Origin of the sequence: cf. Phormidesmis sp. LEGE 11477 (genome assembly GCF_015207105.1) — a bacterium.
Classification (GTDB): domain Bacteria; phylum Cyanobacteriota; class Cyanobacteriia; order Phormidesmidales; family Phormidesmidaceae; genus Phormidesmis.
In genome coordinates this window covers 1-23,745 of sequence record NZ_JADEXO010000100.1, presented here as the reverse complement: position 1 = coordinate 23,745, position 23,745 = coordinate 1, and the positions used below count along the sequence as shown (strand labels likewise).

The 23,745-nt window shown below is 49.8% G+C and carries 18 protein-coding genes; 7 read left to right on the top strand and 11 right to left on the bottom strand.

From position 1 onward, the window contains the following. Positions 1–155: 155 nt before the first annotated feature. From IQ256_RS22105 to IQ256_RS22085, 5 genes are all read right to left on the bottom strand, one after another. Positions 156–1,304: an ABC transporter ATP-binding protein gene (locus IQ256_RS22105; protein WP_193857858.1), complete on the bottom strand. Its 1,149-nt coding sequence runs from the start codon at positions 1,302–1,304 to the stop codon at positions 156–158. A 167-nt stretch (positions 1,305–1,471) separates the two neighbouring features. Then, entirely contained in the window at positions 1,472–2,134 is a 663-nt protein-coding gene (locus IQ256_RS22100) for a flavin reductase family protein (RefSeq protein ID WP_228025160.1), read from the bottom strand. A gap of 49 nt (positions 2,135–2,183) precedes the next feature. Beyond that, complete coding sequence (locus IQ256_RS22095) at positions 2,184–3,278, bottom strand: extracellular solute-binding protein (RefSeq protein WP_193857857.1); 1,095 nt, start codon at positions 3,276–3,278, stop codon at positions 2,184–2,186. Between the two features lie 310 nt (positions 3,279–3,588). Beyond that, positions 3,589–5,028, bottom strand: a complete 1,440-nt coding sequence (locus IQ256_RS22090) for an amidase (protein WP_193857856.1) — start codon at positions 5,026–5,028, stop codon at positions 3,589–3,591. Next, positions 5,025–5,786, bottom strand: coding sequence for an aspartate/glutamate racemase family protein (locus IQ256_RS22085; protein WP_193857855.1), 762 nt, complete (start codon positions 5,784–5,786; stop codon positions 5,025–5,027). The genes IQ256_RS22090 and IQ256_RS22085 overlap by 4 nt, the downstream gene beginning before the upstream one ends. Positions 5,787–6,506: 720 nt before the next feature. Between IQ256_RS22085 and IQ256_RS22080 the strand changes: the two genes are divergently transcribed. Both IQ256_RS22080 and IQ256_RS22075 read left to right on the top strand, forming a co-directional pair. Further along, positions 6,507–6,884, top strand: coding sequence for a DoxX family protein (locus tag IQ256_RS22080; protein WP_193857854.1), 378 nt, complete (start codon positions 6,507–6,509; stop codon positions 6,882–6,884). Between the two features lie 76 nt (positions 6,885–6,960). Beyond that, positions 6,961–8,211 carry an NAD(P)/FAD-dependent oxidoreductase gene (locus IQ256_RS22075; protein WP_193857853.1) on the top strand — a complete coding sequence of 417 codons (1,251 nt, stop codon included), beginning with the start codon at positions 6,961–6,963 and terminating at the stop codon, positions 8,209–8,211. 66 nt (positions 8,212–8,277) lie between these two features. Here the strand turns inward: IQ256_RS22075 and IQ256_RS22070 are convergent, their stop codons facing one another. From IQ256_RS22070 to IQ256_RS22055, 4 genes are all read right to left on the bottom strand, one after another. Then, positions 8,278–13,662: an ATP-binding sensor histidine kinase gene (locus IQ256_RS22070; RefSeq protein WP_193857852.1), complete on the bottom strand. Its 5,385-nt coding sequence runs from the start codon at positions 13,660–13,662 to the stop codon at positions 8,278–8,280. A 75-nt stretch (positions 13,663–13,737) separates the two neighbouring features. Then, positions 13,738–14,529 carry a TrkA C-terminal domain-containing protein gene (locus IQ256_RS22065; protein WP_193857851.1) on the bottom strand — a complete coding sequence of 264 codons (792 nt, stop codon included), beginning with the start codon at positions 14,527–14,529 and terminating at the stop codon, positions 13,738–13,740. A gap of 111 nt (positions 14,530–14,640) precedes the next feature. After that, on the bottom strand, positions 14,641–15,180 hold the full coding sequence (locus IQ256_RS22060) for an Hsp20/alpha crystallin family protein (RefSeq protein WP_193857850.1): 540 nt from the start codon (positions 15,178–15,180) through the stop codon (positions 14,641–14,643). A gap of 296 nt (positions 15,181–15,476) precedes the next feature. After that, on the bottom strand, positions 15,477–16,103 hold the full coding sequence (locus IQ256_RS22055; RefSeq protein ID WP_193857849.1) for a TenA family transcriptional regulator: 627 nt from the start codon (positions 16,101–16,103) through the stop codon (positions 15,477–15,479). A gap of 80 nt (positions 16,104–16,183) precedes the next feature. Between IQ256_RS22055 and IQ256_RS22050 the strand changes: the two genes are divergently transcribed. Continuing rightward, entirely contained in the window at positions 16,184–17,065 is an 882-nt protein-coding gene (locus IQ256_RS22050; protein ID WP_193857848.1) for a nucleoside monophosphate kinase, read from the top strand. Positions 17,066–17,174: 109 nt separating this feature from the next. On the opposite strand, the gene IQ256_RS22045 is transcribed toward IQ256_RS22050, so the two are convergent. Then, positions 17,175–17,645 (bottom strand): nuclear transport factor 2 family protein, encoded by a 471-nt coding sequence (locus tag IQ256_RS22045; RefSeq protein ID WP_193857847.1) that lies wholly within the window; start codon positions 17,643–17,645, stop codon positions 17,175–17,177. Between the two features lie 132 nt (positions 17,646–17,777). Continuing rightward, positions 17,778–18,965, bottom strand: coding sequence for a PAS domain-containing sensor histidine kinase (locus IQ256_RS22040; protein WP_193857846.1), 1,188 nt, complete (start codon positions 18,963–18,965; stop codon positions 17,778–17,780). Positions 18,966–19,171: 206 nt separating this feature from the next. On the opposite strand from IQ256_RS22040, the gene IQ256_RS22035 reads away from it, so the two are divergent. The 4 genes from IQ256_RS22035 to IQ256_RS22020 all read left to right on the top strand — a co-directional run bounded on the left by IQ256_RS22035 (position 19,172) and on the right by IQ256_RS22020 (position 23,722). Then, positions 19,172–20,038: a helix-turn-helix domain-containing protein gene (locus IQ256_RS22035; RefSeq protein ID WP_228025159.1), complete on the top strand. Its 867-nt coding sequence runs from the start codon at positions 19,172–19,174 to the stop codon at positions 20,036–20,038. Positions 20,039–20,277: 239 nt separating this feature from the next. Further along, positions 20,278–21,912: a CmpA/NrtA family ABC transporter substrate-binding protein gene (locus tag IQ256_RS22030; protein WP_228025158.1), complete on the top strand. Its 1,635-nt coding sequence runs from the start codon at positions 20,278–20,280 to the stop codon at positions 21,910–21,912. 65 nt (positions 21,913–21,977) lie between these two features. After that, on the top strand, positions 21,978–22,817 hold the full coding sequence (ntrB, locus tag IQ256_RS22025) for a nitrate ABC transporter permease (protein WP_193857845.1): 840 nt from the start codon (positions 21,978–21,980) through the stop codon (positions 22,815–22,817). Between the two features lie 53 nt (positions 22,818–22,870). After that, positions 22,871–23,722, top strand: a complete 852-nt coding sequence (locus tag IQ256_RS22020) for an ABC transporter ATP-binding protein (RefSeq protein WP_370623519.1) — start codon at positions 22,871–22,873, stop codon at positions 23,720–23,722. Positions 23,723–23,745: the final 23 nt, after the last annotated feature.

The following is a 23,745-nucleotide window of genomic DNA, read 5'->3' as shown; positions in this document are numbered from 1 at the left end:
GTCCTGACTTGGGCTGAAGCAGTTGACTGATTCTCATAAGTAGAACCCTATTATTTGACCTTTTTTCTCGACTCTGTTTTTTCTGGTTTCTTTTTCTCGAATATCTTTTGCTTGCCTGGAGCTACTGCTGGCTTAGAACTGCTAGGGGGCGATTTCTAAGCTGGGAATACCACACAAGCCTGAGGATCGACGAGAGCTAGGTGGACGAGATCGCCAGACTTTAGCGCCTGAGTTCCCATCGCGCGAGTCTGGGTGATCTTGACATGGCAGTCGTCGGTTAGGCGAACGTCATAGGTCAGCAGCGAGCCTAGCGGTAGGCACATGGTGACGGTGCCAGTGACGGTGACAGGGGGAGTGCGATCGCGCTGAGACTGCACCTGCAAATTTTCAGGACGCACTGCAAGGGTGATCTTTTCGCGCCGGGATAGAGGGCGATCGCTCGTGATCATTAGTTCACCGCCAGGAACGCTGAGTTGGTAGCCTCCCTCAGCGCGGCCCAAGACTTCTGCGGGCAGATGGTTACAGGTGCCTACAAAGGAGCTAACGAAGTTCGTGGCAGGCTGGTCATATAGGTTGGTAGGGGTGTCGAACTGGTGAATAGTGCCGCTAGAGAGGACGGCAATGCGATCAGACATACTCATCGCTTCTTCTTGGTCGTGGGTGACCATGATGGCGGTAATGTCTTGTTCGCTCAAGATGCGGCGAATTTCGATCTGCATATCCAGGCGCAGACTTTTATCCAAGGCGCTAAAAGGTTCATCTAGCAGCATGATGCGAGGCTCTACCGCTAGGGCGCGGGCGAGTGCCACTCGCTGCTGCTGCCCGCCCGAAAGCTCACTAGGCACCCGCTTGGCTAGGGGATTCAGCTGTACCATGTTGAGCATTTCGCCCACCCGATTGGCAATTTGGCTGCGAGAGCGATTACCGGCGGCCCGCAGACCATAGGCAACGTTGTCCCACACGCTCATATGAGGAAACAGCGCATAGTTCTGAAACACAATGCCTGTCCCCCTCTGGCTAGGGGATAGTCCCTTTACCGACATACCGTCGATCAGCACGCTGCCAGCGGTGGGGGTCAAAAATCCAGAGATAATCCGTAGCAATGTGGTCTTACCGCAGCCGCTCGGTCCCAAAAGTGAAACAAACTCTCCAGGGCGAATGTCTAAGTTGATGTCTTTGAGTGCTACAAAGGAACCAAACTGATGCATCACCTGAGATAGAGAAAGACTGTGGGACGAGTCGCTGCCCAAATCTGAGCGGGTGGTTTTAGGAACAGTGGCTTGAACGGTTTGAACAGATTGCATGAGCTCAGTCTCCTAAAGGGTAGAGAAGCGCGGAAGTGCTAAAGAAGCGTGGAATTTTTAGAGAATCGTAGTCGCAGCTGGATCAAATCGTTGATGTAACTATTGAGATAACTATCGAATTTAAAATCGGCTACTCGACTTAACCGCGCAACACTAGCCGCGCGAAGTCAGGCTAAGTTCTGCGGTGTCGATAGATGAATTAACTCACCGATTTTGGTGTACTCTACGGGGCCACCTAGCCGAGTAATCGGCTGCATCTTAACCGTATCGACTAACCCTAAAGACTGTCTGTATAAATCTTGACGAATATGAAACCGTAGCACCTGACCCAGCACCATTACGTTGGTGGCACCCTCTACCGGCACAATCTGAGTCACCTTGCATTCCATAGCAACTGGGGCATCTTTCAGCCTCGGCGGTTTAACTTCTGTTGCTGGTAGTGTTTCTAGACCTGTCGCCTCAAATTCACTCATATCGCGAGGCAAGTCTACCGCCGTTTTGACCATCTCTCCACAGAGTGCTTCATCGACGACGTGACAGACAAATTCTCCTACTGCTTTAACGTTGCGTAGCGTGTCTTTTTCCTTGGGTTCTCGGCGACGATAAGACACCGAGAACATGATCGTGGGGGGAAATCCGGCTACGGCATTAAAGAATGAATATGGCGCGATGTTGGAGATTCCCTCGGCGCTAATGGTAGATACCCAAGCAATTGGCCTGGGTGCCACCACGCTAGTCAGCAGGTGATAAGGCGCTGGGGGTTCCATTTCTGCGGTGACTAGGGAAAGCATCTTTAGAGAAGGAGAGCGTAAGGAAGAAGAGAAGGTCATCGTGCCAAAATTTAGGTAGTCAAACCTGAACAACAAGCCTAAACAACAGCTAGGCTTGGACAACCTGATTGAATCGCTCAATCCACTCTGCCCTTTGGGGATTAATGGTGGCCCAGTCTAGCCCATGGGACATCGCAATAAAATCGCCTACAGACTCAATACCCATTGCTTCAGCGAGTGCAGGCGGAAGCTCTACAGTATCGTTGCTGGGGATATAGAAGTAAGGCGCAGCAACGAGTGCCGCCTGGGCCTCAGGGCTGAGCATCGCATCGACATAGGCCAAAGCTGAATCCAACCCAGCAGTGGGATTTTGAACTACATCAAGGCTGTAGCGAGCCACCGCAACACCAGAATCAAGTTTCGCGATCGCAACCGGTACGCCGCGTTCGGCTAGAGTCAGTACATCGTTGTGCCACATCGGTGAGACATCTACTTCTCCTTGCTGGAACAGGGTAAGCAAAGCTCCGGGGTTAGCGGCGACACCGCTGACTCTAGGCAGCATTTCACTGACGGCTTCAAAAGCTGGCTCAATATTAGACTCACCGCCCCCTAGAACCTTGGCCATTTCGACCATAAAAGAGGTGCCGAGAATACTATTTAGACTCACCAGACCGAGCTGAGCATCCAGATTAGGGTCAAGCATAGCCTCCCAAGAGGTCGGGGGCGTCGATACTTTCTCAGGGTTGTAAGCCATCACAATGCCCTGAGCAAAGAAAACCGGCGCTAATCCGCCCTCTTTTAGGAAGCCCGGATTCACGTCGCTAGCGTTGGGAACCTGATCTGCTGGGAAGGGTTGAATCAAATCTTCTTCAACGGCGACCGCATTTTGACCGTCGTCTAACAACAACACATCAAACGGCGGATTTTCGGGAGAAGCTTTTACTCGTGCAATCTGTTCAAAGGCTAGCAGCGGCTGAGCGCTCACATCAATTCCCGCTTTCTCTGCGACTACGGGCGCTAGTTCTTCTCGTATCACCGCGTCCGTCGTGCCGGGGAAAGAGGCTACGACTAAATCTCCACCTGCAGCGCCAGTATCCGAGCTAACAGTAGCATTACAAGCCTTGAGTGCCCAGCTTGTCCCAAGAAACATGCCTGCTCCTAATACAGAACGGCGAGATAAGCGATTGATAAATCGTTGATTCATGCTATGTCAGTCCTTCTTCTACAAATCTGCTGTCAAAAATAATTTCAAGAGCGTTGACTAAGAACACTGGTTCTCAAGCATTTTCAACCCTACTGAAACTCAAGCCTTCTAGCCGTCAGGCAACAATTCTGAATGAGCAACCCCCCACCTCAGAACCGCAGCAATATCCGAAAAAATTCCAAGCTAAAGTTCTGAAACTCTTGTATACAATCTATATACAGTATGTAACACTCCATAACTAGTGATTCTGTATACTAAACAACATTCCAAACTAATGTCTTCTTAAGATGCGATCAAGAGTAGAATTCTACTAGGTTGTCTTATTACGAGCATTAAACTCTGCGGGCCACCGATGACTAAAGTTCAGCGTTTCTTGCAGCATATAGGCAAACTGTAAAAGCAGCGTTTCTCCTTGTGGCGGGCCAATAAGCTGCATTCCAATCGGCAAGCCCGTTGGCGTCCAGCCACAGGGTATGGAGAGTACAGGAAGCCCGGTTAAGGATATCGTATAAGTGATAGTGAGATAATCGATGATATTTTTTAATGGTGTCTGATTCACGCTTAATATTTCTGCTTGCTTGTGCGGAAAAGGAGGTATACAGGCACTCACTGTCACTAAAACATCGTGAGTTTCAAAGAAAGAAAGAAAGTTGCGGTAGAGCTGATCGCGCTGCGCCGCTGCGGTCAGAATGTCAAACGCAGTGAGATCCTTTCCACGTTCGACATTCCAACGAACGGTATCGGTGAGTTGGTCGTAGTGAGCTTCATAATGATTTTTTTGCTTGTACCAGAGCAACGCTGCCCGCAGTGTCTCAAAAGCGGCGGGTGCCATTGAGCAGTCAGGATGTTCAGGAACTAATTCATCGCAGATTGTAGAAAGCTGTTCAACGGCTTTTTTGAAAACTGCCTTAACTTGCGAATCGATTGTAGCGATTCCTAAATCAGCACTAAAGCCCACTCGAAGCTTGCCCATGAGCTGATCGATAGTGTCTGGGCCAAAAGACGGCAGCGACCAGGAACCGGCGATCGCCATCGGGTCGCCGGCATCCCATCCTGCCATCACAGACAGCATGAGGGCTGTGTCTTCAACGGTGCGAGCAATAATTCCGTCGGTATCAAGAACATCATATAGAAGAGGTTTGCGAGGTCGTGGAATCCGTCCTGCTGCAGGTCGTAAACCGACGACGCCACAAAAGCTAGCAGGCGTTCTAACAGAACCGCCCATATCAGTACCCTGCGACAATGCACACATCCCTGTGGCGATCGCAACAGCTGCGCCGCCACTAGAACCGCCAGCGCTGCGAGTGGAGTCGTAAGGGTTAGCCGTTGGTCCATATAGCGGATTGTTGGTATGAGCGCCCAGCCCAAATTCCGGTGTATTGGTCTTGCCCATAAGCACACCACCTGCTTGTTTTAGCCTCGCCACGCAGAGCTCATCTTGAACGGGTATCCAGTCTCGATAAAGCAAAGAGCCGAGCGTGGTACGAATGCCGGCAGTCGGCGTCAAATCTTTTGCAGAGAAGGGAATACCTGATAGCGGTCCCAACGGTGTCTTTTTGCTGCGAGCTTCATCAATAGCTTGTGCTGTGGATAATGCAGGCTCTGCACATGTGGTGATAAAAGCTTTTAACCGCTCGTTCTCCTGTTCAATTTGCTGCAGACAGCTTTGAACAATCTCAGTAGCCCTAATATCTTTACAGTTAAGTTTCTGTCGCAGCTCGGTAGCAGACCATTGGTAGAGTGGCTTCATTGCTCAAGTTTTGTGGTGTTTCCTGATGATATTTCTATTCCTGTAAATAGCCGACCCCAGCCCTGAACTAAACTTGGGTCAACACCCGCTATAGATAGAGATTTCCAAATGACGCTCGAAATGCTGTCGTAGATAGGAATGCCTAGAACGCGCTCTAGTGCAGCTACCTGCGGCGCGGCACGCAAGTTAGTACACATTGTTGTGATGGCTTGCGGATGGGCCTGTGCTACTGCCTTAATTTGTTGATCGATCGTATCAGCGGCTACCTCGGCAAATGAGAAGTTCACTGATAGGTTTAAATGCTGCTCGGCAACGCAGTTGAACCCAGCCTGTTGGTAGTTTTGCACGATTTTGTTTTGCACATTTTCTAGATACGGTGTAACCAAGCCGAAATGAACAATTTGATGCCGCTGAAATAATTCGTTGATTGCCAGTATAGAAGTTGTCGCTGGAATGCCCGTGGCTGATTGGATGCGATCGCACAACTGCACATCTCTTTCAAACCCTAACCAGCTAGCCGAAGTTCCATTCCAAGCAATTACATCTACCTTGGCATCCGCAAGTAGCTCAGCTGCTGCTAACAACGGGCGATCGTCAAATTGCTTTAACGCGGCTTCAGAAAGTGATATTTCGGTAACTCGAAACCGACTGAAATGGGCACTAACGCTATCTACATCTTGCAAGATTGACGCTGTAACAGGTTCTAATGTCGTATTAGAAGAGGGGGTCAACATGCCGAGTAGAACACTTTTTCCCATTTTTCTCCAAATAAGTCTTCAGAAAGCGCTGTTAACTTGTCTCGTAGAGGCTGACCATTTAGTATCTTATAGTCTTTGACCTCAGCCACTTGAGCAACGGCAGCTAGAGCGGTAAAAAGGCTCGCAGGATAATGTAGGCAATCTCTAAATGGAACTTTGTACGGCTTTATAAGCTCAATCTTACTTATGCATATTTTTACAGGTGGCCTTTTAGAAAGCTGTATCCTCGGTTACGCTCAGCCACCAAACGAAGGTGTTGCCGAGGTGAGGGATCTAAATTAGAGGATGGAGCGAATGGCTTTGCCCAGTATCGATGTAGGGCTAACTGCGTCGTTCCAGGCATCGTGACGCTGTTGTTCTTGAAGCCTATTAAATCTGCCGAAAACAAGAAACAACTTTAGTATTATTATGGCGCAGACAAGTCTTAAAAATAGACCAAAAAAGAGCCAATTAAGTCTCAACATAAGAATTTAACTTCACTCTCAGTTGATGCGCGTGTGCCTGTCGAGGGTCTAGTCAAGCGCTGACGATTGAATATAGTTTTGAGGGAAGGTCTCGTATGGTGTCTACTTCGTGTAGGGTTTAGACTATTTTTGATTCGATTAAGTCTTAAAGTGAGCATAAAAATAAACAGATTTATCCTACGCTAATTTTTCTTTCGGGCGGAAAAACTACAATACTTGTGTCTTCCCAACTTCTTAGTATCCACGAAGTATTGTTATGCAGTATTTGCCTCTAGCCGCTCGCATTTGTTTAGCACTAATCTTTTTGAACTCAGGGATCAACAAGCTCTTGGATTTTCCGGGCCTTGTCGATACAATCAGCCAAACGCTGCCTTTGGCAGGGCTGCTAGCGGTGGGGACAATTGTCTTTCAGCTGGTCGGCGCTATTTTTCTAGTTCTTGGCTATAAGGTTAAAATTGGCGCGACGCTGCTGATTTTGTTTCTGATTCCGGCTTCGCTGGTTTTTCACAATTTTTTGGCCGATCCGAGTCAGATCAACAGCTTTCTCAAGAATGTAGGCTTGATCGGTGGGCTGCTGATGGTGATATACACAGGCCCAGGTCGGATCAGTATGGATAAGGGAATGTCAGCATAGTACTGAGCCCCGAAGGCTACTCTTACGAGCGTACAGACAACAGCGCAGGAATAGTTTGATTAGACAGAATCGGCGAATGAGCAAACGGCCCAAGGTGGTAATCGCGGGCGCAGGTTTTGGTGGAATGCAGACGGCGCAGTCTTTGGCAAGGAGTGGGGCTGATGTTTTACTAATCGATCGAAATAACTACAACACTTTTGTGCCGCTGCTCTATCAGGTAGCTACCGCTCAAATAGCACCAGAGATGATTGCCTATCCGGTGCGAACCATCTTGAGAGGGCGGCAGCGGGCACGGTTTATGCAGGCTGAGGTTCGACGGGTCGATTTTGAAGGTCAGATGGTAGAAACATCTGGCGGGATGGTTACGTATGACTATCTGGTCTTGGCGATGGGAAGTCGGCCTCGGTTTTTGGGCGTCGAAGGAGCGGCTGATTATGCAATGCCGCTAATGAGCCTAGAAGATGCGATCGCCCTGCGAAACCACTTTTTTGAGTGCTTTGAGCAGGCAAGCCGAACGCTAGATAGTCAGCGGCGAAAAGCGCTGTTGACCTTTGTGATTGTGGGGGGCGGGCCTACGGGCGTGGAGATGGCCGGGGCTCTGGTAGAGCTGGTGCGATCGCTCAAACGAGACTATCTGGGACTAGACTGGCGAGAGGTTCAGATCATTCTGGTGCAGTCTGGTGATAATTTGCTAATAAACCTGCCCGCTCGACTGGGTCGGTATACGACTCGGAAGCTATTGCGGCTGGGGATCAAAATTTTCTTTAATACCAAGGTAAGCCGCGTCGCTGAACATTCTGTTGTTTTTGAAGAAGACACTGGTGATAGGCACGAGAGAATGACAGAGACGGTGATCTGGGCGGCTGGGTTAGAGGCGGCGGTGGTTGAAGGGACAGCTATGAGCGCAAAAGAACGCCAGCAAAAGCTAAAGGTACGCTCTACGCTACAGTTAGAGGGCTATGACAATGTCTATGCTATTGGCGATCTCTCGTATGTAGAGCAAGATGGTAAACCGTTGAGCGGGGTTGCCCCAGAAGCACTACAGCAAGGCGTGACGGTCGCTAAGAACTTGGAGAAACAGATTCGTAGGCGGCCTCTCAAAGCGTTTGGCTATTTCAACAAGGGCAGACTAGCCATTATTGGTGGCTATGGTGGCGTGGGAAAAATCGGGCCGGTGCTGCTGACTGGTTTTGTTCCCTGGCTGATGTGGCTGGGGGTGCATGGGGTATATCTGCCGGGGTTTCGCAACCGATTGCTGGTGCTGCTGAGTTGGGTACAAAATTACGCTTTGAGCGATCGGGCAATCCGGTTGACTATTCGTTCATAAGCAGCGGGCGTGGGTGTTGGCCTGCTTTTGTTGAGTTCTGTATTTTGAGAAGCGCTAGAGTCTTAGCTATGCTTCTGCTACTGGCAGTGTGATAGTGAAGGTGGTGCCTGCGCCAGATTCGGAGCTGACGGAGATGCTGCCACTGTGATTCTCGGTGATGATCTGCTGGGCGATCGCCAGCCCTAGCCCGGTGCCTTTGCCGACGGCTTTGGTGGTATAGAGATGGTCAAAGATCCGCTGCCTGACGGCTTCTGGAATGCCTGCGCCGCTGTCTTGAATGCTGATGTAGACTTGAGTGCTATCTGTTGATAAACCTGTCGTGATCGTAATGTGATGTGAGCATTCTTTTGCTTTGGCAAATGATTTGTTTTGAAGGGTCTCATCGATGGCATCAATGCCGTTTGCCAGAATGTTCATAAACACCTGGTTGAGCTGGCCAGGAAAGCATTGAACCATGGGCAAATCACCATAATTTTTGATAATTTCTATCGCTGGGCGCTGCTCATTATCTTTGAGGCGATGTCTGAGAATCAGTAGCGTACTATCAATGCCCTCGTGTAGGTAGAATTTTGTTTTTTCGTCTTTGTCTGCTCGCGAGAAAGTACGCAGACTGTTGCTGATATTTTCGATTCTATTAACGCCTAGCAGCATAGATCCTATGAGGTCGGGTAGATCTTTACGGATAAAGTCAAGGTCGATTTCTTCTATCTCTTCTTCAATGTCTTCGCTCAGCGTTGGTATTTCTTCTAGCAAGAGATCAATTAGGCCAAACAGGTCGCTGATATAGTCTTTGGCAGGAGAAATGTTGCCTTTTAGGAAGCTGACGGGGTTGTTGATTTCGTGGGCGACGCCAGCGACTAGGTTGCCGAGGGCGGACATCTTCTCGTTTTTGACGAGCTGTATCTGCGAGGTTTCTAGCTGCTGAGCATAGGCTTGAGAGCGCTGGTAGAGCTGTGCATTCTTTAGAGAGATGGCGGCCTGGGTGCAGAGAAATTCTAGTAGATGAATGCGCTGACGGGTGAATACGTAGCTAGCTAGCTGGTTTTCTAGATGCAGCAGACCGATGAGCTGGCCCTGGTTGAGTAGGGGTAGGCAAAGCAAGCTTTTGGGTTGCTTTTGAGCGGTGTAGCTATCTAGTACGGGTAAATCGGTCTTGAGGTTGTCGATCAAGACGAGCGCGCGCGTATTTTTGACGTAGTGGATTAGCTTTGCTGGTAGCTGCTGGTTGTTTTCTAGCGGCTCTGAGCAGAGCTTTACTGCTTCAGGGGTGGCGATCGCCTCAACTCGCCAATTATTGTCAGCATCTGGCAATACCAGCGTACAGAGATCGCCGCCTGAATTTTGCAGCACAATTTGCGCGAGCTGGCCTAGCAACTCATCTAGGTACATGGTGCTTGAAAGGCTTTGAGACGCTTCTAGAATGGCGGTTAGATCAAGGGCTTCGTTTAGGGTTTGGGTAGAAAGCGCTTGCCTAGACAGATTGATAGACTGGGTATTTGAGACGGTATCGAACGACCTTAGGTTTGGCGATGCGCTCTGTCGTAGAATCGATCCTAGCAAGTCGGGGTAGGCGCTTTCTAGCTGATCTGTCTTTGCTTTTGCGCCCCATAGAACATAGGCACCGTGGGCGGCTTGCAAGTATCCTGCCGCTGCTTTTGGCTTGTCCCAAGCGATGTAGAACTTGGCGGCTAGTTCGTTGGCTAGGGCGGCTTCTTGGATGTAGACGTTTTCCATAGCGCCTGCGATCGCCTCGTTATAGAGATCAGCCGCCGCTTGATAGTTGCTTAAACAGCGCTGTCTTTCAGCTTCTACTAGATGGAATTTGTGACGTACATTCATCGGGGCAAAGTGCGCCCACCGCTTGAGCTTTTTCTGGTTGCTAGCGACCTGACGCAGCAGCGCCGCCTGCTCAGCTTTAGGCGACTGGTCGTAAAGTGCCAAGCGAGTTAGTGAATCGAATAGGTAGATATGGACGTTGTTGATCAGCCCCATGCCTGCTTCTTCATAAGGCTTTAGCTTATCTACGGTGGCTAAAGCGCCGGCAAAGTCGTTAAACAAGTAGCGCATGTGCAGCTGATATAGGTACGAGAAGAAAAGGCCGGTGCGATCGCCCGCAGCCTTTTGAGCTGTTACATTTTCAGTTTCGGAATAGCAAGCACCTTCTAGAAGCTGTGGCTGGTCAGATTGTCCCATCAGATTCAAGACGGCCTGACGGTGAATATTGAGATAGACAACGGCGTTGGTTTGCTTGTGTTGAACGGCGGCGGCGGCATAATTTTGCAGGCCCCTATCCATATCGATCAGGGTTTTACCCATCCAGTAGCTGTGTATTCCCCACAGGGTTGCAGTCCAGCCGGCGTACTCTAGATCGCCTGTTTCAATACCGCTGGCGTAGGCTTCGTGGAGTCGAGGGATGGTTTGCTTGAGCGGATATTTCCAGGCGGCAACAAAACTTGCCACGACGAAAGTAGTTTTGCAGTAGATGCTTGGATTTGGAAACTTTTCAAGCATTTTTAGGGCGAGCTGGCCAAACTCGTAGCCCGCATCGATATCGGTGAGCGCGCCGCATAAAATAGCGCCGTACCAGGCATAGGCAAAGGCAGATAGCGGCGTATTGCCGTATTGAACCGAGAGGTTGACCTGTTGGAATACCAATAGGGGGAACAGATTGGGCGCGCCAATAAACGCCGCTGATAGGCTGCTGCTTAGTATTCGCGTCGCCGCTAGCTTTTTGGGATCGCTCATTGCTGGCAGGTTTTCAAGATCCTGCATTGATTTGCCAGCAAGGATTATCTTGTTTTTGGCTAGATCTAGCAACGTGCGGGCTTTGTTTGGCGCAGTTGGTATACGGATGTCAAGCTGTCGAAGCACGTTCAATGCGAGCTGAACGGCTTCTGTCATCTGGTTTTGAGAGATGTGGGCTTGGATTTTAATCTCGTATGTAGCAATCTGGTCTAGCAGTGAACGGGTGGCACTGAGCAAGGTGTTGGCAATTGTCTCTAGCTGCTCAAAGTCGCCGTCTAGGTACAGCGCCTCGGCCATAGATTCGTGTTGGTTGAGGGTGAGGGCATAATGCGATTGCCAACAGTCTTCTGGCAGTAGCTCGATGCCCGTTGTAAAGTAGTCAACTGCGGCGCTATAAGCTGTTGAAGCTTTTGCCTTTTTCCCTGCGGCTAGGTTTAGCTGACTGAGTTCTGTGCGCTCTAGGGGCTGGGAGATGAGGGATTTGCCTGTGTTGAGATGGCTGATAATATCAAAGAGCTTTTCTTCGCGATCGCTGGGCGAAACCCGCGCTAGCAGCAGTCTGCCGATCTTTAAATGGGTGGCACGCTGCTGATCTGCTGGGATGAGCGAGTAGGCGGCTTGCTGCACTCGGTCGTGAAGGAATTTGTATGGAACGGTGATATCGAACTGCGTTTGCTCATCGTCTGAGCCGGACTGAAACAGCTTGTAGGTTTCGGCGGTGGGAATGACAAAACCCTCTTGCAGGGCTTTCCACAGGGCGGTGGCTACTTTTGTCTGCGGCTGTTCGGAGACGATAGCGAGGGTATCTAGATCAAACTGGGCACCGATACAGGCGGCTAGCTTTAGAATCTCTTGTGTGTGCGAAGGCAGCTGCTGTAGCCGATCTGCCATGAACGCAACGACGTCGTTGGTGAGGGCAAGCGATCGCACCTGGACGATGTCGCACTGCCAGGTATTAGTGCGGTAGTCGAAGGCAATATGACCGGCTTTGTACAGACCATTGAGAAACTGGTTTGTGAAAAACGGATTGCCTTGAGTCTTTTGATATATCAGCTCGCTGAGTGGCTGGCTGACGGCAAGCTGACAGCCTAGCGTGTCTGCCACTATCTGATTTACCTGAGTTTCAAGCAGCGGCTCTAGGGTGATAGTGTTTATGCTGGTGCCTGCTTCGTGTAGTTCATCTAGTGCCAACATGAAAGGGTGCGTCGGCGAGACTTCGTTGTCTCGGTAGGCTCCTAGTAGCAGCAGATGACCTTGGTCTTGCATGAGCAGTTTGATCAGCTGCAAGGAGGCTATATCTGCCCACTGCAAATCATCTAAAAACATCACTAGGGGATGCTGATCGGTTGTAAAAACGGCGATAAATTTCTGGAACAGGGCATTGAATCGGTTCTGGGCGGCTATGCCGGATAGCTCGGATACGGGCGGCTGGCTGCCGATGACCTGCGATAGTTCTGGAATGACTTCTATCAATACCTGGCCGTTTTCACCGACGGCTTCTAGAATGTGCGATCGCCACTGGGCTAGCTGCTGGTCGTTTTCTGAGAGCAACTGAGTGATCAGATCTCTTAGCGCCTGGACAAAGGCCGATAGGGGGACGTTGCGATTGAACTGATCGAACTTGCCTTTGATGAAATATCCCTGCTGGCGGGTGATGGGTTTGTGGACTTCGCGGACGACGGCTGTTTTACCAATGCCAGAAAATCCGGCTACCAGCATCATCTCAGTTTGGCCAGCGGCGACTCGATCGAAGGCGGCGAGCAAAGCGGCGACCTCTGATTCTCTGCCGTAGAGCTTTTCGGGGATGGTGAAGCGATCGCAGCTATCCTTTTGACCAATCTCGAACGGTTCAACGCTTGCCTTTTCTTTAAGCTGGTGCAGGCAGGTTTCTAGGTCATGCTTGAGACCTAGGGCGCTCTGATAGCGGTCTTCGGCGTTTTTAGCCATGAGCTTGTGAACGATCGCGCCTACGCTTGCAGGAAGGTCTTCGGCGATTTCACAGATAGAAGGTGGCTGCTTGGCGAGGTGGGAATGCACTAGCGACATTGGATCGCTTTGGGTGAAAGGCAACTCTCCAGCTAGTAGCTCAAACAGCATTACGCCTAGCGAATAAAAGTCAGCCCGGTAGTCGATGCCTCGGTTCATCCGTCCTGTCTGCTCAGGCGCGAGATAGGCTAGCGTCCCTTCTAGCCCGGTCGGATTCTTGATTTCTTGTGTTTCTTTTGGCAGCAACGAGGCGATGCTGAAGTCAATTAGCCAGATCTGATTGCTGTCAGGATTGATCAGGACGTTGGCAGGTTTGATGTCTTTATGAATGACGCGCCGCTGTCCGAGATAGTGCAAGATCTCAGCTATCTGGATGGCGATAGAAAGAACGGTGGTCAGCGGTAGAACTTTAGACGGCTGCTGTTTGATGTGTTGAGCTAGCGACTGGCCGCCGACATCATCCATTGCTAGGGCCTGGCTGTTGCCGTAGGGTACTAGCGCTCCCATGGGAATGAGGCCAGGATGATCTAGCTGCTGGCCTAGCGTGTACTGGTTGCGAAAGCGCAGCAGCTCTTCGATGCTGGGATGTTGGTTTCTTAAAACTTTGAGTATGATGGGGTTGGCGTCGGCGTCTACAGCTTTGTATATTTGGGTGTGATCGCTTGTATACATCAATTCTAGGTTGTCATAGCCTGTGATCACGTCTTGAGCAGTAGTCATTGTAGATTCAGCGCCACATCTAATTTCTAACAATCTAAAATTCCCTAAAGATCCGATCGTCAATCTTTCTCTAGGTCAACTCATTTGCTGGAATTGATTTGCGGATGTGATGTCTGTCAAGGTCTCTCGATCAACGACAGCTTTTTGCTCTGCGATCGCTGCTTCGTGAGACTTTTCGCCTGAAGCTCCCCCTAAACGAGCATCTAGATTTTTCACCACACGACTGCGCCCATACAGTGTCAGCAGATCGCCTGGGACGACTAGTGTCTTTGTCTGTGGCGCTCCGACATAAATTCCATCTTGGCGCTGAATGCCTAAAATCACGACGCCCTCGGCTCCTAGCTGAAGATCTTCTAGGCGTTTATTGGCTAGCCACGTACCTGCTTCTACGTGTAGTTCGGAAACCGTATAGTCTTTGCTCAGACGCAATAGGCTGGCGTAGTCGCGCACGTCTAGCTGAGTCCAGCGCTGTAAGGCCCACTGCACTAACCACGTCAGGAATCGATTGAAGGCTTGATCGGTTGCGATCGCCCATAAAGCAAGAAAGCCTACTGCGAGCAAACCTAGTCGAGAAAAGGTCTGCCCAGAACCCGTAGATGAGACAAAGGTCAGCACCAGGGAAGAGACTACCGTTACAATGCCTGCATTCCCTAGCAGCATCAGCCACATAATGATCTGCCGACGGACAGGATGGTTAGTCGCTTGCTCTGACTCTTTGGTGGTGAAACCTGCGCCAGTAAAAGCAGAACGCGCCTGAAACTGAGCAGCTTGTGCAGAAAGGCCCGTGAGTACCATTGCTTCGCTGGCAATTCGGGTGATCAGAAGAGAGAGCGTAACAGTTGCCAGCACAGAGATTAAAGCTGCCAAGAGTGTACCTCCGAGAAACAAAGCTTTGCTTATTTCTATACTGTTTGATTTGTTAGATATCTAAGTCTGTGCAGAATGAGAACTTCTGCACAGACTGTACAGAATGTTTCGCTAGGCTGTCTGTTCTTCTTTGTGTGACTCGCTCATGCTGGTAAAGCTGCTCTCGCCAGCAGCTATCTGCTGAGTGTTGCTGGAGCCACCGCTTAGGCTTACTTTTACCGCTTTGTTAGAGTTGTCTTCGACTTTCGGTAGATCTAGCGTCAAGATGCCATCTCTGTATTCTGCCTGGACGTTGCTGTTATCTACGGGCTCTGGCAGAGGGATGGTGCGGCTGAAGCTACCATAGCGGAACTCGGAGCGACGCTGACCGTTTTGCTCGGAGGTCGATTCGGTCTTGCGCTCGCCGTTGATCATCACGGCTTCTTTGGTGACTCGAATATCAATGTCGTCTGCATTCATACCAGGAACTTCTAGCTTTAGATGAATTTTGCCGTCGCTCTCTTCCATCTCTGCTAGCGGCATCATGCTCATAGATCGACCAGACATAGAAGATTGATTGTTCTCACGGGTAGAGATGTCATCGAACAGGCGATTCATCTCGCGCTGCAAAGACATCATTTCTCTAAACGGGTCCCATCGTACAATCGCCATAATGTGTCTTCTCCTTCTCAATTCAATGAGGATCTACTAGTCAAGAAGATGCCTAAAACCCTTGCAGCCTCTAAGCACCTCTATAAAAATATTGTCTTTTCACTGAAGAAGTAAAATCTATCTAAAGCTATAAAGAGTATTAAGTTTTTCTAATTAGTGAGTGTGATGTGCGGTCGCTTCTAGTAATGGAGAGAAGCTAACAGAGACAAGCTGGTTTAACGGGCAGACAACAGTCTTTGCAGTAAAAGACCGATGCCGTGAGTATCAGCTAAAGGACAAGACTTTTCAGCGTTCAACTATTCTGCTAAAAAGGCCATTTGCCAGAAGTCTTTTTCAAGCTGGGCAACTTTTAAGAAACTTTGCTCTGCTTGTTTTTGTTCTGTTGTGTCTGCGGTAGCGAGCGCTGCATTAGCCTGCTGTTCGAGGAGCCTGACGTAATCGGTGAAGCCAGGGTTGCCCCAGCGGTCGGCGAATTCTGTGTAGGGTTCGGGCATGGGGCTGTGGGTTTGCCAGCCCTGGTTGTAGGCGAGTTCGATGGCCCAGAATGTCGTGGCTTGGACGGCGTAGGGCTGGGTGGCTTGCGATTGCATGAACTCGCAATAGGCTTGACAGGTGGGCTGGAGAGCGGCGGATAAAGATAGCGATCGCTCTGTGGCTTTGGCCTGAAACCATAGCAGTTCGTCTTTGAGGGCGGCCATACCACTGAGCAGGGTATCAAAATGAGATACTGGTGCGGCGGCTAGTAGCTGGGCGGCTAGGCGGGTAAATTCTGTAACAAATAGATAGTCTTGAACAAGCCAGGTATTAAACTGATCGGGTGTGATGGTGCCCTGCTGGCAGTTTTGCAAGAAGGGATGAACCGTTGCTGATTGCCAGGCTTGGGGATGATTCGAGAGCAGGGTTGCACAGGTAAGGGCGGTCATGTCGCAGGTAGGGGCTTGGGCGCTAGCCGAGGGCTTTTACGCGGGGCGTGGATAATTGTATAGCAAACGTTGTGAGTATTATGGACTCTTTGCAGCTGATTCTTTTGGGGCCGCCGGGTGCGGATGTAGAGGCGCAGGCGATCGCACTGTCTGAGCGCTGGCAGGTGCCTGCTATTTTGGCTGACAAGCTATTGCAAGCGGCGATTGAAAACGGTAGCGAAGTTGGCATGCAGGCGCGTGGGTTTGTAGACAAAGAAGAGCCTGTGCCGGACGAGCTGATGATGAAACTACTGCGTAGGCGATTTGAGCAGCCAGATGTGATGCTAAAAGGGTGGGTTTTGGCAGGATTTCCGCGATCGCTAGATCAAGCCAAGGCGTTAGACGAGCTGATGTCAAAGTTTGGATTACCTACCGCAGAAGCTGCCTATATCAAAGCAACAACTGGCATTTTGATCAATCGTCTGCTGCCGCGAAAAAAGAGCGGGGAGTCTGTATCGACCATCCGCGAACGGATTACAAACTATAAAGAACAAAGCGCGCCGCTGCTGGGGTATTACGCTGAGCGCTTGCATATGATCAACGGCAGTCGCTCTGCGGCTGAAGTGACTTACGATCTAGCTCGGCTAGGTGAGGCGGACACTGGCTCTGCTCGCTTTATCAAAGACGAGGCGGCGTTGGATGCGCTGATTGCACAGGAACCTTTTCTGGTGGTCGACTGTGTTGCTTCTTGGTGTGGCCCTTGCAAGCTGGTGTCGCCGCTGATCGATCAACTGGCAGATGAGTATGGCGACCAGGCTACGGTCGTGAAGCTGGATTTTGATAACAATCGGCAGGTAGCCAAACGCTTTGAGCTAAAAGGAATGCCTTCGGTGATGTTTTTCAAAGCAGGGGAGCTAATGGAGACTTTGAGAGGCGTTAAGCCCTATAAAGTTTATAGCGATACGATGATTCGCCTTTTGTGAAGTCTTCGATATCTCTATCTCCTTTGACAACCTTGTTTTATGGAGAAAGACAGTTTCTCTTCAGTGGCTTACAGTGGACAGGATGGTGAGGTAGAAAGCCAGCTGAGAGCTAAACAGGAGAATTGATCAGGCCGGGGTGATCGTCAGGTCTAGGGGCTGTGGCTGGCCAGTGAAAGCGACGATCGGACTCTTGAATGGGCATGTCGTTAATGCTGGCTTCTCGACGAGCCATCAGTCCTTCTGGATCGAATTCCCAGTTTTCGTTACCGTAGGCGCGATACCACTGCCCAGAGTCGTCGTGCCACTCGTATTGAAACCGAACGGCAATGCGATTCTCGCCAAAGGCCCACATTTCTTTGATTAGCCGATAGTCTAATTCTTTGTTCCATTTGCGCTCTAGGAAAGCACGAATGGCGTCTCTTCCCTGAATAATCTCGGCTCGATTGCGCCAGTGGCTGTCTTTTGAGTAGGCCAGGGAGACCCTTTGGGGGTCTTTGCTATTCCAGGCGTTTTCAGCCATGCGTACTTTTTGGGTAGCGGTTTCAAAGGTAAATGGGGGAACGAGTTTTGGGGATGACATGGTATTTTTTGAGAAGGTATACCTTGTACGGGTGACACAGCTCTATTTACGCAGATTACACGACTCTTGGCGTAGGATTATCTTTTGGAGAAACAGGATTTTTACAAGTAAGCTGCTCGCTCCGTCAGTTCATTAGCCGCGAGGTGATAGTGGCAGTCTGACTTTAAAGGTGGTGCCTACGCCTGGCTCGCTCTCAACTTTAATTTCTCCTTGTTGAAGGGCCACAAATTGTTTGACGATGCTTAGCCCTAGCCCTGTTCCTGGTATGTTGCTGACGTTTTTGCCGCGATGAAATGGTTCAAACAGATGGGGATAGTCTTCTGGTAAGATGCCAAGCCCCTGGTCTTTGATCTGAAAGATGGCATGGTGCTTTCGCTGACACAGCGATAGCCGCACCGAGCTACCTACAGGGCTGTAGCGGATCGAATTGGATAAGATATTGCCAAGGATAGAACGCAGTAAAGTTTGATCGATTTCTGCGACTAGAGATTTGAATCTGCCGATGAATTTTAGCTGTCTCTGGTGGGGCTGTGTTTCTTGCAGTAGCTGACGACAAAACTCTACTAAATCAACGGGCTGAGGGCTGAGAGCTAGACGTTTGGCTTCAAGCTTGCCTAAAACCAGGATATCGTCAATCATATGGGTCATCCGCTCAACGTTGGTGGCGATACCAGATAAGTATTCTTGTTTTTGCCTTTGAGACATCTTTTCGTCGTAGCGGCCTAGAGAAGAGACAGAGAGCGCAATATTGTTCAAGGGATTGCGAAATTCGTGGCAGACCATTGAAACGAAGCGAGATTTTAGCGCGCTCAGCTCTCGCAGGTGTTCGTTGGCGGTGTATAGTTCGGCGGCGCGCGATCGCACTTTCTCTTCTAGATCCTCGTTTGTTTGCTGCAAGACGGCTTCAGCCCATTTTCGCTGAGTAATGTCACGAAAGGTGACGACTGCGCCGATCACCTGCTTCTGCTCGTCTCGCAGCGGCGTGCTGATGTATTCTACTGGGAAGTTGGTTCCATCTTTTCGCCAGAAGACTTCGCTGGTGACGCGGTGGGTACTGCCATCGTGCAGGGCTGCATAGATTGGACAAGATTCTTTGTGGTAGTGAGTGCCGTCAAGATGAGAATGATGCAGCACGCGGTGCATGGACTGCCCGATTAGCTCTTTCATGTCCCAGTCAATCATGGCGGCGGCAGCCGGGTTTACAAACGTAACGTTGCCCTCTAGGTCAAGGCCGTACACGCCTTCGCCGACTGCGTTGAGGATAAGCTGATACTGGCGTCTGAGTGCGGCTAGCTCAGCATGTTCTGAGTGATTAGGCATAGAGTGAGCAATCTAGATTTTGATCGTAGTGGCAGTAAATACTGTGATGATTTACACCACAGGCTGTGTAAATAGCGACTTATATAGAAACAGGTGTTGCATGTTAAGAGCGTCTGTCACTTTGCTGAGAGTATACTACCGCCGTTCGTAGCTCCGTGTGAGGGCGGCAAATTGAGTGATAGTGGCAAAGTAGATCAAGTTGATGAATGCAGTTTCATACGACTGCTGCCGATAGAATCCGTCTGACTCAGTCAGGTAACTACCAACGGCGACAGTATGGTCAAGACAGGTGGAAGACAATGCAAACTAAAATTCTTGTAATCGAAGACGAGGACGAAACTAGAGAAATTTTTCTACGCTGCTTGACCTTTGAGAATTTTAAGGCGATTGGGGCAAAAGATGGTGAAACAGGTATTGAGCTAGCGACTCAAAGAATGCCTGATCTGATTGTCTGCGACATTATGATGCCAGCGATGGACGGCTACGGGGTGCTAACGACTCTGAGGAAACATAAACTTCTTTTGTCAGTTCCTTTCATCTTTCTGACTGCGAAGGTGACGATGGAAGATCTGCGGCGTGGTATGGCGTTAGGGGCAGATGATTACCTGACGAAACCCTGCACGGTTGAACAGTTCTTGAGTGCGATTACCACTCGACTTCAGCGCAGTAAGGAGATTAAGCGCAGCGTGAATCGCAGTCATTCTCTTGCTAACGAGGTATCTATCTCACCCTTCGCTTTTTCTGAGATTTTTCCTGATTGCCCGAAGCTGTCGCCTGTTTTTCAATTCATTGATAGTCACTATCAGCAGCCGATTAGCCTCAACGATGTTGCTCAAGCGGCTGGCTACACACCTGCCTATCTAACAAGTCTTGCTCAAAGCCACACAGGGAAAACGGTCAAGCGCTGGATTACTGAGCGGCGAATGACACAGGCTCGCCGGATGCTAGAGGATACGGCACACTCTATCAAGCAAATTGCAGAAGAGAGCGGATACGCCGATCCTGGATATTTTACTCGGCAATTTAGAAAGCTACACGGGGTGACGCCTAGAGCATGGCGAAGTAATTTGTAGGGTTTGATCTAAATCTACTGACAGTTTGATTTAGTAACAACTGTAACGAATGAGAAGATTACTTTGTAACAACCGTAACTATACGACAGCCTAGCGCTTGGGAGTAGCGAAAAAGTCCTATTTTGTTCCTGGTATTGTCCTATTTTGTGCTCTCTTTCAGCCTATATATTACTGGCAGTAATTAGAGAACAACAGAAATTGAAAGACTGGTCTTTCGCTCGTTTTAGGTGAATAAATTTATGGCTTCGTCACGTAGGCAACAAGTGCTACATAGTCTCAATCGCGGGAATCTGCTCACCAATTCACAAACAGGCTGCAGCGTCTGTGGAGGCACGCATCTATCCCAGAGCCACTGGGAGTTTATGCAAACTATGCCGAGCGATCCATTGGATATGGTGAGCGATCTGGTGAAAATGGGACTTTACAAAGATCAGCAGCTTACTGTTGCAGATAAGCTAAACACCTATGAACTGCGTAAGACGCTGTTGCTAAAATCTGCGGGCAAAGGCGATCCAAAGCGAGAAAAGCTGGTGCTAGCGCTGGCGAAACAGGCTGGGGGTATCGAAAACGCTTTTGCAGCTGCTTTTGGCCCGCAGGCTGGTCTGTTCTTTGCAGATAGCGTTCGAACTAGTGGGGCAACTCGTAGGGAGTTTCTTCGCAATGTAGCCATCGGTGCGGCACTGGTCACTTTGACGAATTGTGCAAACCCTAAAGAAGCGTCTGATTTAGCAGTCAACGACAATGGTGAACCTGTAGATACGTCGGGTTTAGAGAAAACGGATCTGCGGATTGGCTTTATTCCGATTACCTGCGCGACGCCGATTATTATGTCGGAGCCGCTGGGTTTCTATCAGAAGTATGGGTTTAATGCAGAAGTGGTAAAGATGCCTAGCTGGGGGGCGGTAAGGGATAGTGCGATCGCAGGAGAACTCGATGCCTATCATATGCTAGCGCCGATGCCGATTGCGATGACGCTAGGACTGGGCTCGGGTGCCTTTGGCGTTAAGCTAGCTAGCATAGAAAATATCAACGGCCAGGCAATCACGGTTGCGAATAAGTACAAGGATCAGGTCAAAGGCCCTGCCGATTTCAAGGGCTTCACCATCGGGGTTCCTTTCCCCTACTCTATGCACAATTTGCTGCTGCGCTATTATCTAGCGACTGGCGGCATTGACCCAGATGTAGATGTCAAGATTCGCTCGGTGCCGCCACCGGACAGCATTGCTCAGCTAATTGCGGGAGATATCGACGCCTATTTGATGCCCGATCCTTTCAATCAGCGGGCTGTCTATGAAGAAGCTGGATTTATCTTCAAGCTCACCAAGGATATTTGGCCAGGACATCCCTGCTGCGCCTTTGCCGCCAGCGACCAGTGGATCAGCGACAACCCCAACACTTTTAGAGCTTTAAACAAATCTATTATCGAAGCAGCAGGCTATGCTAGCGACGCTGCCAATCGGGTCGAGATTGCTCAGGCTATCTCTGAACGGGCGTTCCTCAATCAGCCAGTTGAAGTAGTTGAAGCTGTACTCACTGGCGAGTTTGAAGACGGCTTAGGCAATACGCTAAATATTCCCGATCGAATTGACTTTGATCCCTATCCCTGGCAGAGCTTCGCCAACTGGATCTCTTCACAGCTAGTGCGATGGGACTTGCAAGGAGATGGCAAAGCGGCACAAGAGATTACTGACGACAGCTACGACACTATCGGCGAAGAAGTTTTCTTGACTGACTTAGCCAGAGAGCTAGCTCAGGAAGTAGGGTTAAACCCACCGGCTGAAATCTATCGAACTGAAGAGCTGGAGTTTGACACCTTCGATCCGGCTACGCCTAGTGAATACGTTAAAGAACAGGTAGAGAAGAACGGAGTTTAGACGCGCCTGCTGAGGATTTAATCAAGCTGTAGTAGAGGATTTAGTTCAATGGAGGGTTTAAGTGCGTGACTACGAGCAAAGCAACTCTAGATAACATTAGCACCAGGGATAAAGAGCCGTTTTGGCAAAATCAGAACGTCCAGGCTGTTGGGCTGTTCATTCTCTCTCTAGCCCTATTTTTAGGATTTTGGGAGATAGGCGCTAGGATGAATTGGTTTGCTAAAGGCATGCCAACGGCATCAAAAACGCTGCAAGAGCTGTGGTGGTGGTCAACGCACCCGTTTTTTGACAATGGGCCGAACGACTTGGGCATTGGCTGGAATCTGTTGATTAGCCTGCGCCGGGTTGCTATTGGCTACACGCTAGCTTCTATTATCGCTGTGCCGCTGGGCATTTTGATTGGGATTTCACCGATCGCGTACAAGGCGTTCAATCCCTATGTACAGTTGCTCAAGCCAGTTTCGCCCTTAGCCTGGCTGCCGCTAGGGCTCTATATCTTTAGAGACTCTGAGATTACGGGAATATTCATCATTCTCATTTCTAGCATTTGGCCGACGCTGACTAATACAGCTTTTGGCGTGGCGAATGTTAGTCCTGAGTACTTAGATGTTTCAAGGACGCTAGGTGCTTCTCGGCTACGAACTATTTTCAAGATTATTATCCCAGCGGCGCTACCGAATATTGTTTCTGGCTTGCGGATTAGCATGGGGATTTCTTGGCTGGTGATTGTAGCGGCTGAGATGCTCTTAGGCACAGGGCTGGGCTACTTTATTTGGAATGAGTGGAACAATCTGTATATTCCTAATATCCTGGTGGCTATTTTCATCATTGGCCTGGTCGGTCTGATTCTAGATAGCATATTCGCGGCACTAGAGAAGTTTGTTGAATTTGGTCGAAGATCATGAGTATGACCTCTGTTAATTCTGTCTACTTGTCTAACTCTTCAGAGCGTAATACTGTGTCTCCTGACCTTGAAGTTCCCTCAGCGCAGCTTTCAATTCGCCATGTGACTAAGATATTTGAAGGCAAGCAGGATATTTTCAGCAAGCTGTCGCGCAAAACCACGCGAGACTTTACAGCAATTGAGGATATCAGCATAGACATCGAGCCCAATACGTTTGTCTCTATTATTGGGCCTTCGGGCTGCGGTAAATCTACGCTGCTAAATATGATTGCGGGACTCTCTGATATTAGCAGTGGAGAAATATTGCTAAATAATCAGCCGATTCATGGTCCGGGCCCGGATCGAGGCATGGTGTTTCAAAACTATGCGCTGATGCCGTGGATGAGTGTTGAAGAAAATATTCGCTTTGCGGTAGAAACGGTATACCCGAAGCTGTCATCCAAGCAGATGACTCGCCGGATCAAAGAGAATATTCAGCTAGTCGGGCTAGAAGGCGCACAAAAGAAGCACCCGCATCAGCTCTCGGGCGGGATGCGGCAGCGGGTAGGGATTGCTCGGGCACTGGCAATCGATCCGCAAATCTTGCTGATGGATGAACCTTTTGGAGCGCTCGATGCGCTGACTAGGGGGTTTTTGCAAAGTGAGGTGGAGCGAATCTGGGAGCAGCAGCGGAAGACGGTGATTATGATTACGCACAGTATTGAAGAAGCTTTGCTGCTGTCGGATCGGATCGTGATGATGATGAGAGGGCCAGCGGCGCGGGTGGATGAGATTTTGGAGGTGCCTTTTCCACGTCCGCGAAACCGCGAAACCATCGATCAGCATCCGGCTTATCATGCGCTCAAGTCTGAGATGGAACGGCATTTGTTCCGAGAGACTCAGGCGGTGGAAGCATCACGGATCTAGGGTAACCCGCTCCGGCCTTGTAG

Excerpts from the sequence above, each read along its gene's own strand:
- IQ256_RS22105 (WP_193857858.1), bottom strand. The coding sequence starts at position 1,304 with ATGCAATCTGTTCAAACCGTTCAAGCCACTGTTCCTAAAACCACCCGC.
- IQ256_RS22100 (WP_228025160.1), bottom strand. The coding sequence starts at position 2,134 with ATGACCTTCTCTTCTTCCTTACGCTCTCCTTCTCTAAAGATGCTTTCC.
- IQ256_RS22095 (WP_193857857.1), bottom strand. The coding sequence starts at position 3,278 with ATGAATCAACGATTTATCAATCGCTTATCTCGCCGTTCTGTATTAGGA.
- IQ256_RS22090 (WP_193857856.1), bottom strand. The coding sequence starts at position 5,028 with ATGAAGCCACTCTACCAATGGTCTGCTACCGAGCTGCGACAGAAACTT.
- IQ256_RS22085 (WP_193857855.1), bottom strand. The coding sequence starts at position 5,786 with ATGGGAAAAAGTGTTCTACTCGGCATGTTGACCCCCTCTTCTAATACG.
- IQ256_RS22080 (WP_193857854.1), top strand. The coding sequence starts at position 6,507 with ATGCAGTATTTGCCTCTAGCCGCTCGCATTTGTTTAGCACTAATCTTT.
- IQ256_RS22075 (WP_193857853.1), top strand. The coding sequence starts at position 6,961 with ATGAGCAAACGGCCCAAGGTGGTAATCGCGGGCGCAGGTTTTGGTGGA.
- IQ256_RS22070 (WP_193857852.1), bottom strand. The coding sequence starts at position 13,662 with ATGACTACTGCTCAAGACGTGATCACAGGCTATGACAACCTAGAATTG.
- IQ256_RS22060 (WP_193857850.1), bottom strand. The coding sequence starts at position 15,180 with ATGGCGATTGTACGATGGGACCCGTTTAGAGAAATGATGTCTTTGCAG.
- IQ256_RS22055 (WP_193857849.1), bottom strand. The coding sequence starts at position 16,103 with ATGACCGCCCTTACCTGTGCAACCCTGCTCTCGAATCATCCCCAAGCC.
- IQ256_RS22050 (WP_193857848.1), top strand. The coding sequence starts at position 16,184 with ATGGACTCTTTGCAGCTGATTCTTTTGGGGCCGCCGGGTGCGGATGTA.
- IQ256_RS22045 (WP_193857847.1), bottom strand. The coding sequence starts at position 17,645 with ATGTCATCCCCAAAACTCGTTCCCCCATTTACCTTTGAAACCGCTACC.
- IQ256_RS22040 (WP_193857846.1), bottom strand. The coding sequence starts at position 18,965 with ATGCCTAATCACTCAGAACATGCTGAGCTAGCCGCACTCAGACGCCAG.
- IQ256_RS22035 (WP_228025159.1), top strand. The coding sequence starts at position 19,172 with ATGCAGTTTCATACGACTGCTGCCGATAGAATCCGTCTGACTCAGTCA.
- IQ256_RS22030 (WP_228025158.1), top strand. The coding sequence starts at position 20,278 with ATGGCTTCGTCACGTAGGCAACAAGTGCTACATAGTCTCAATCGCGGG.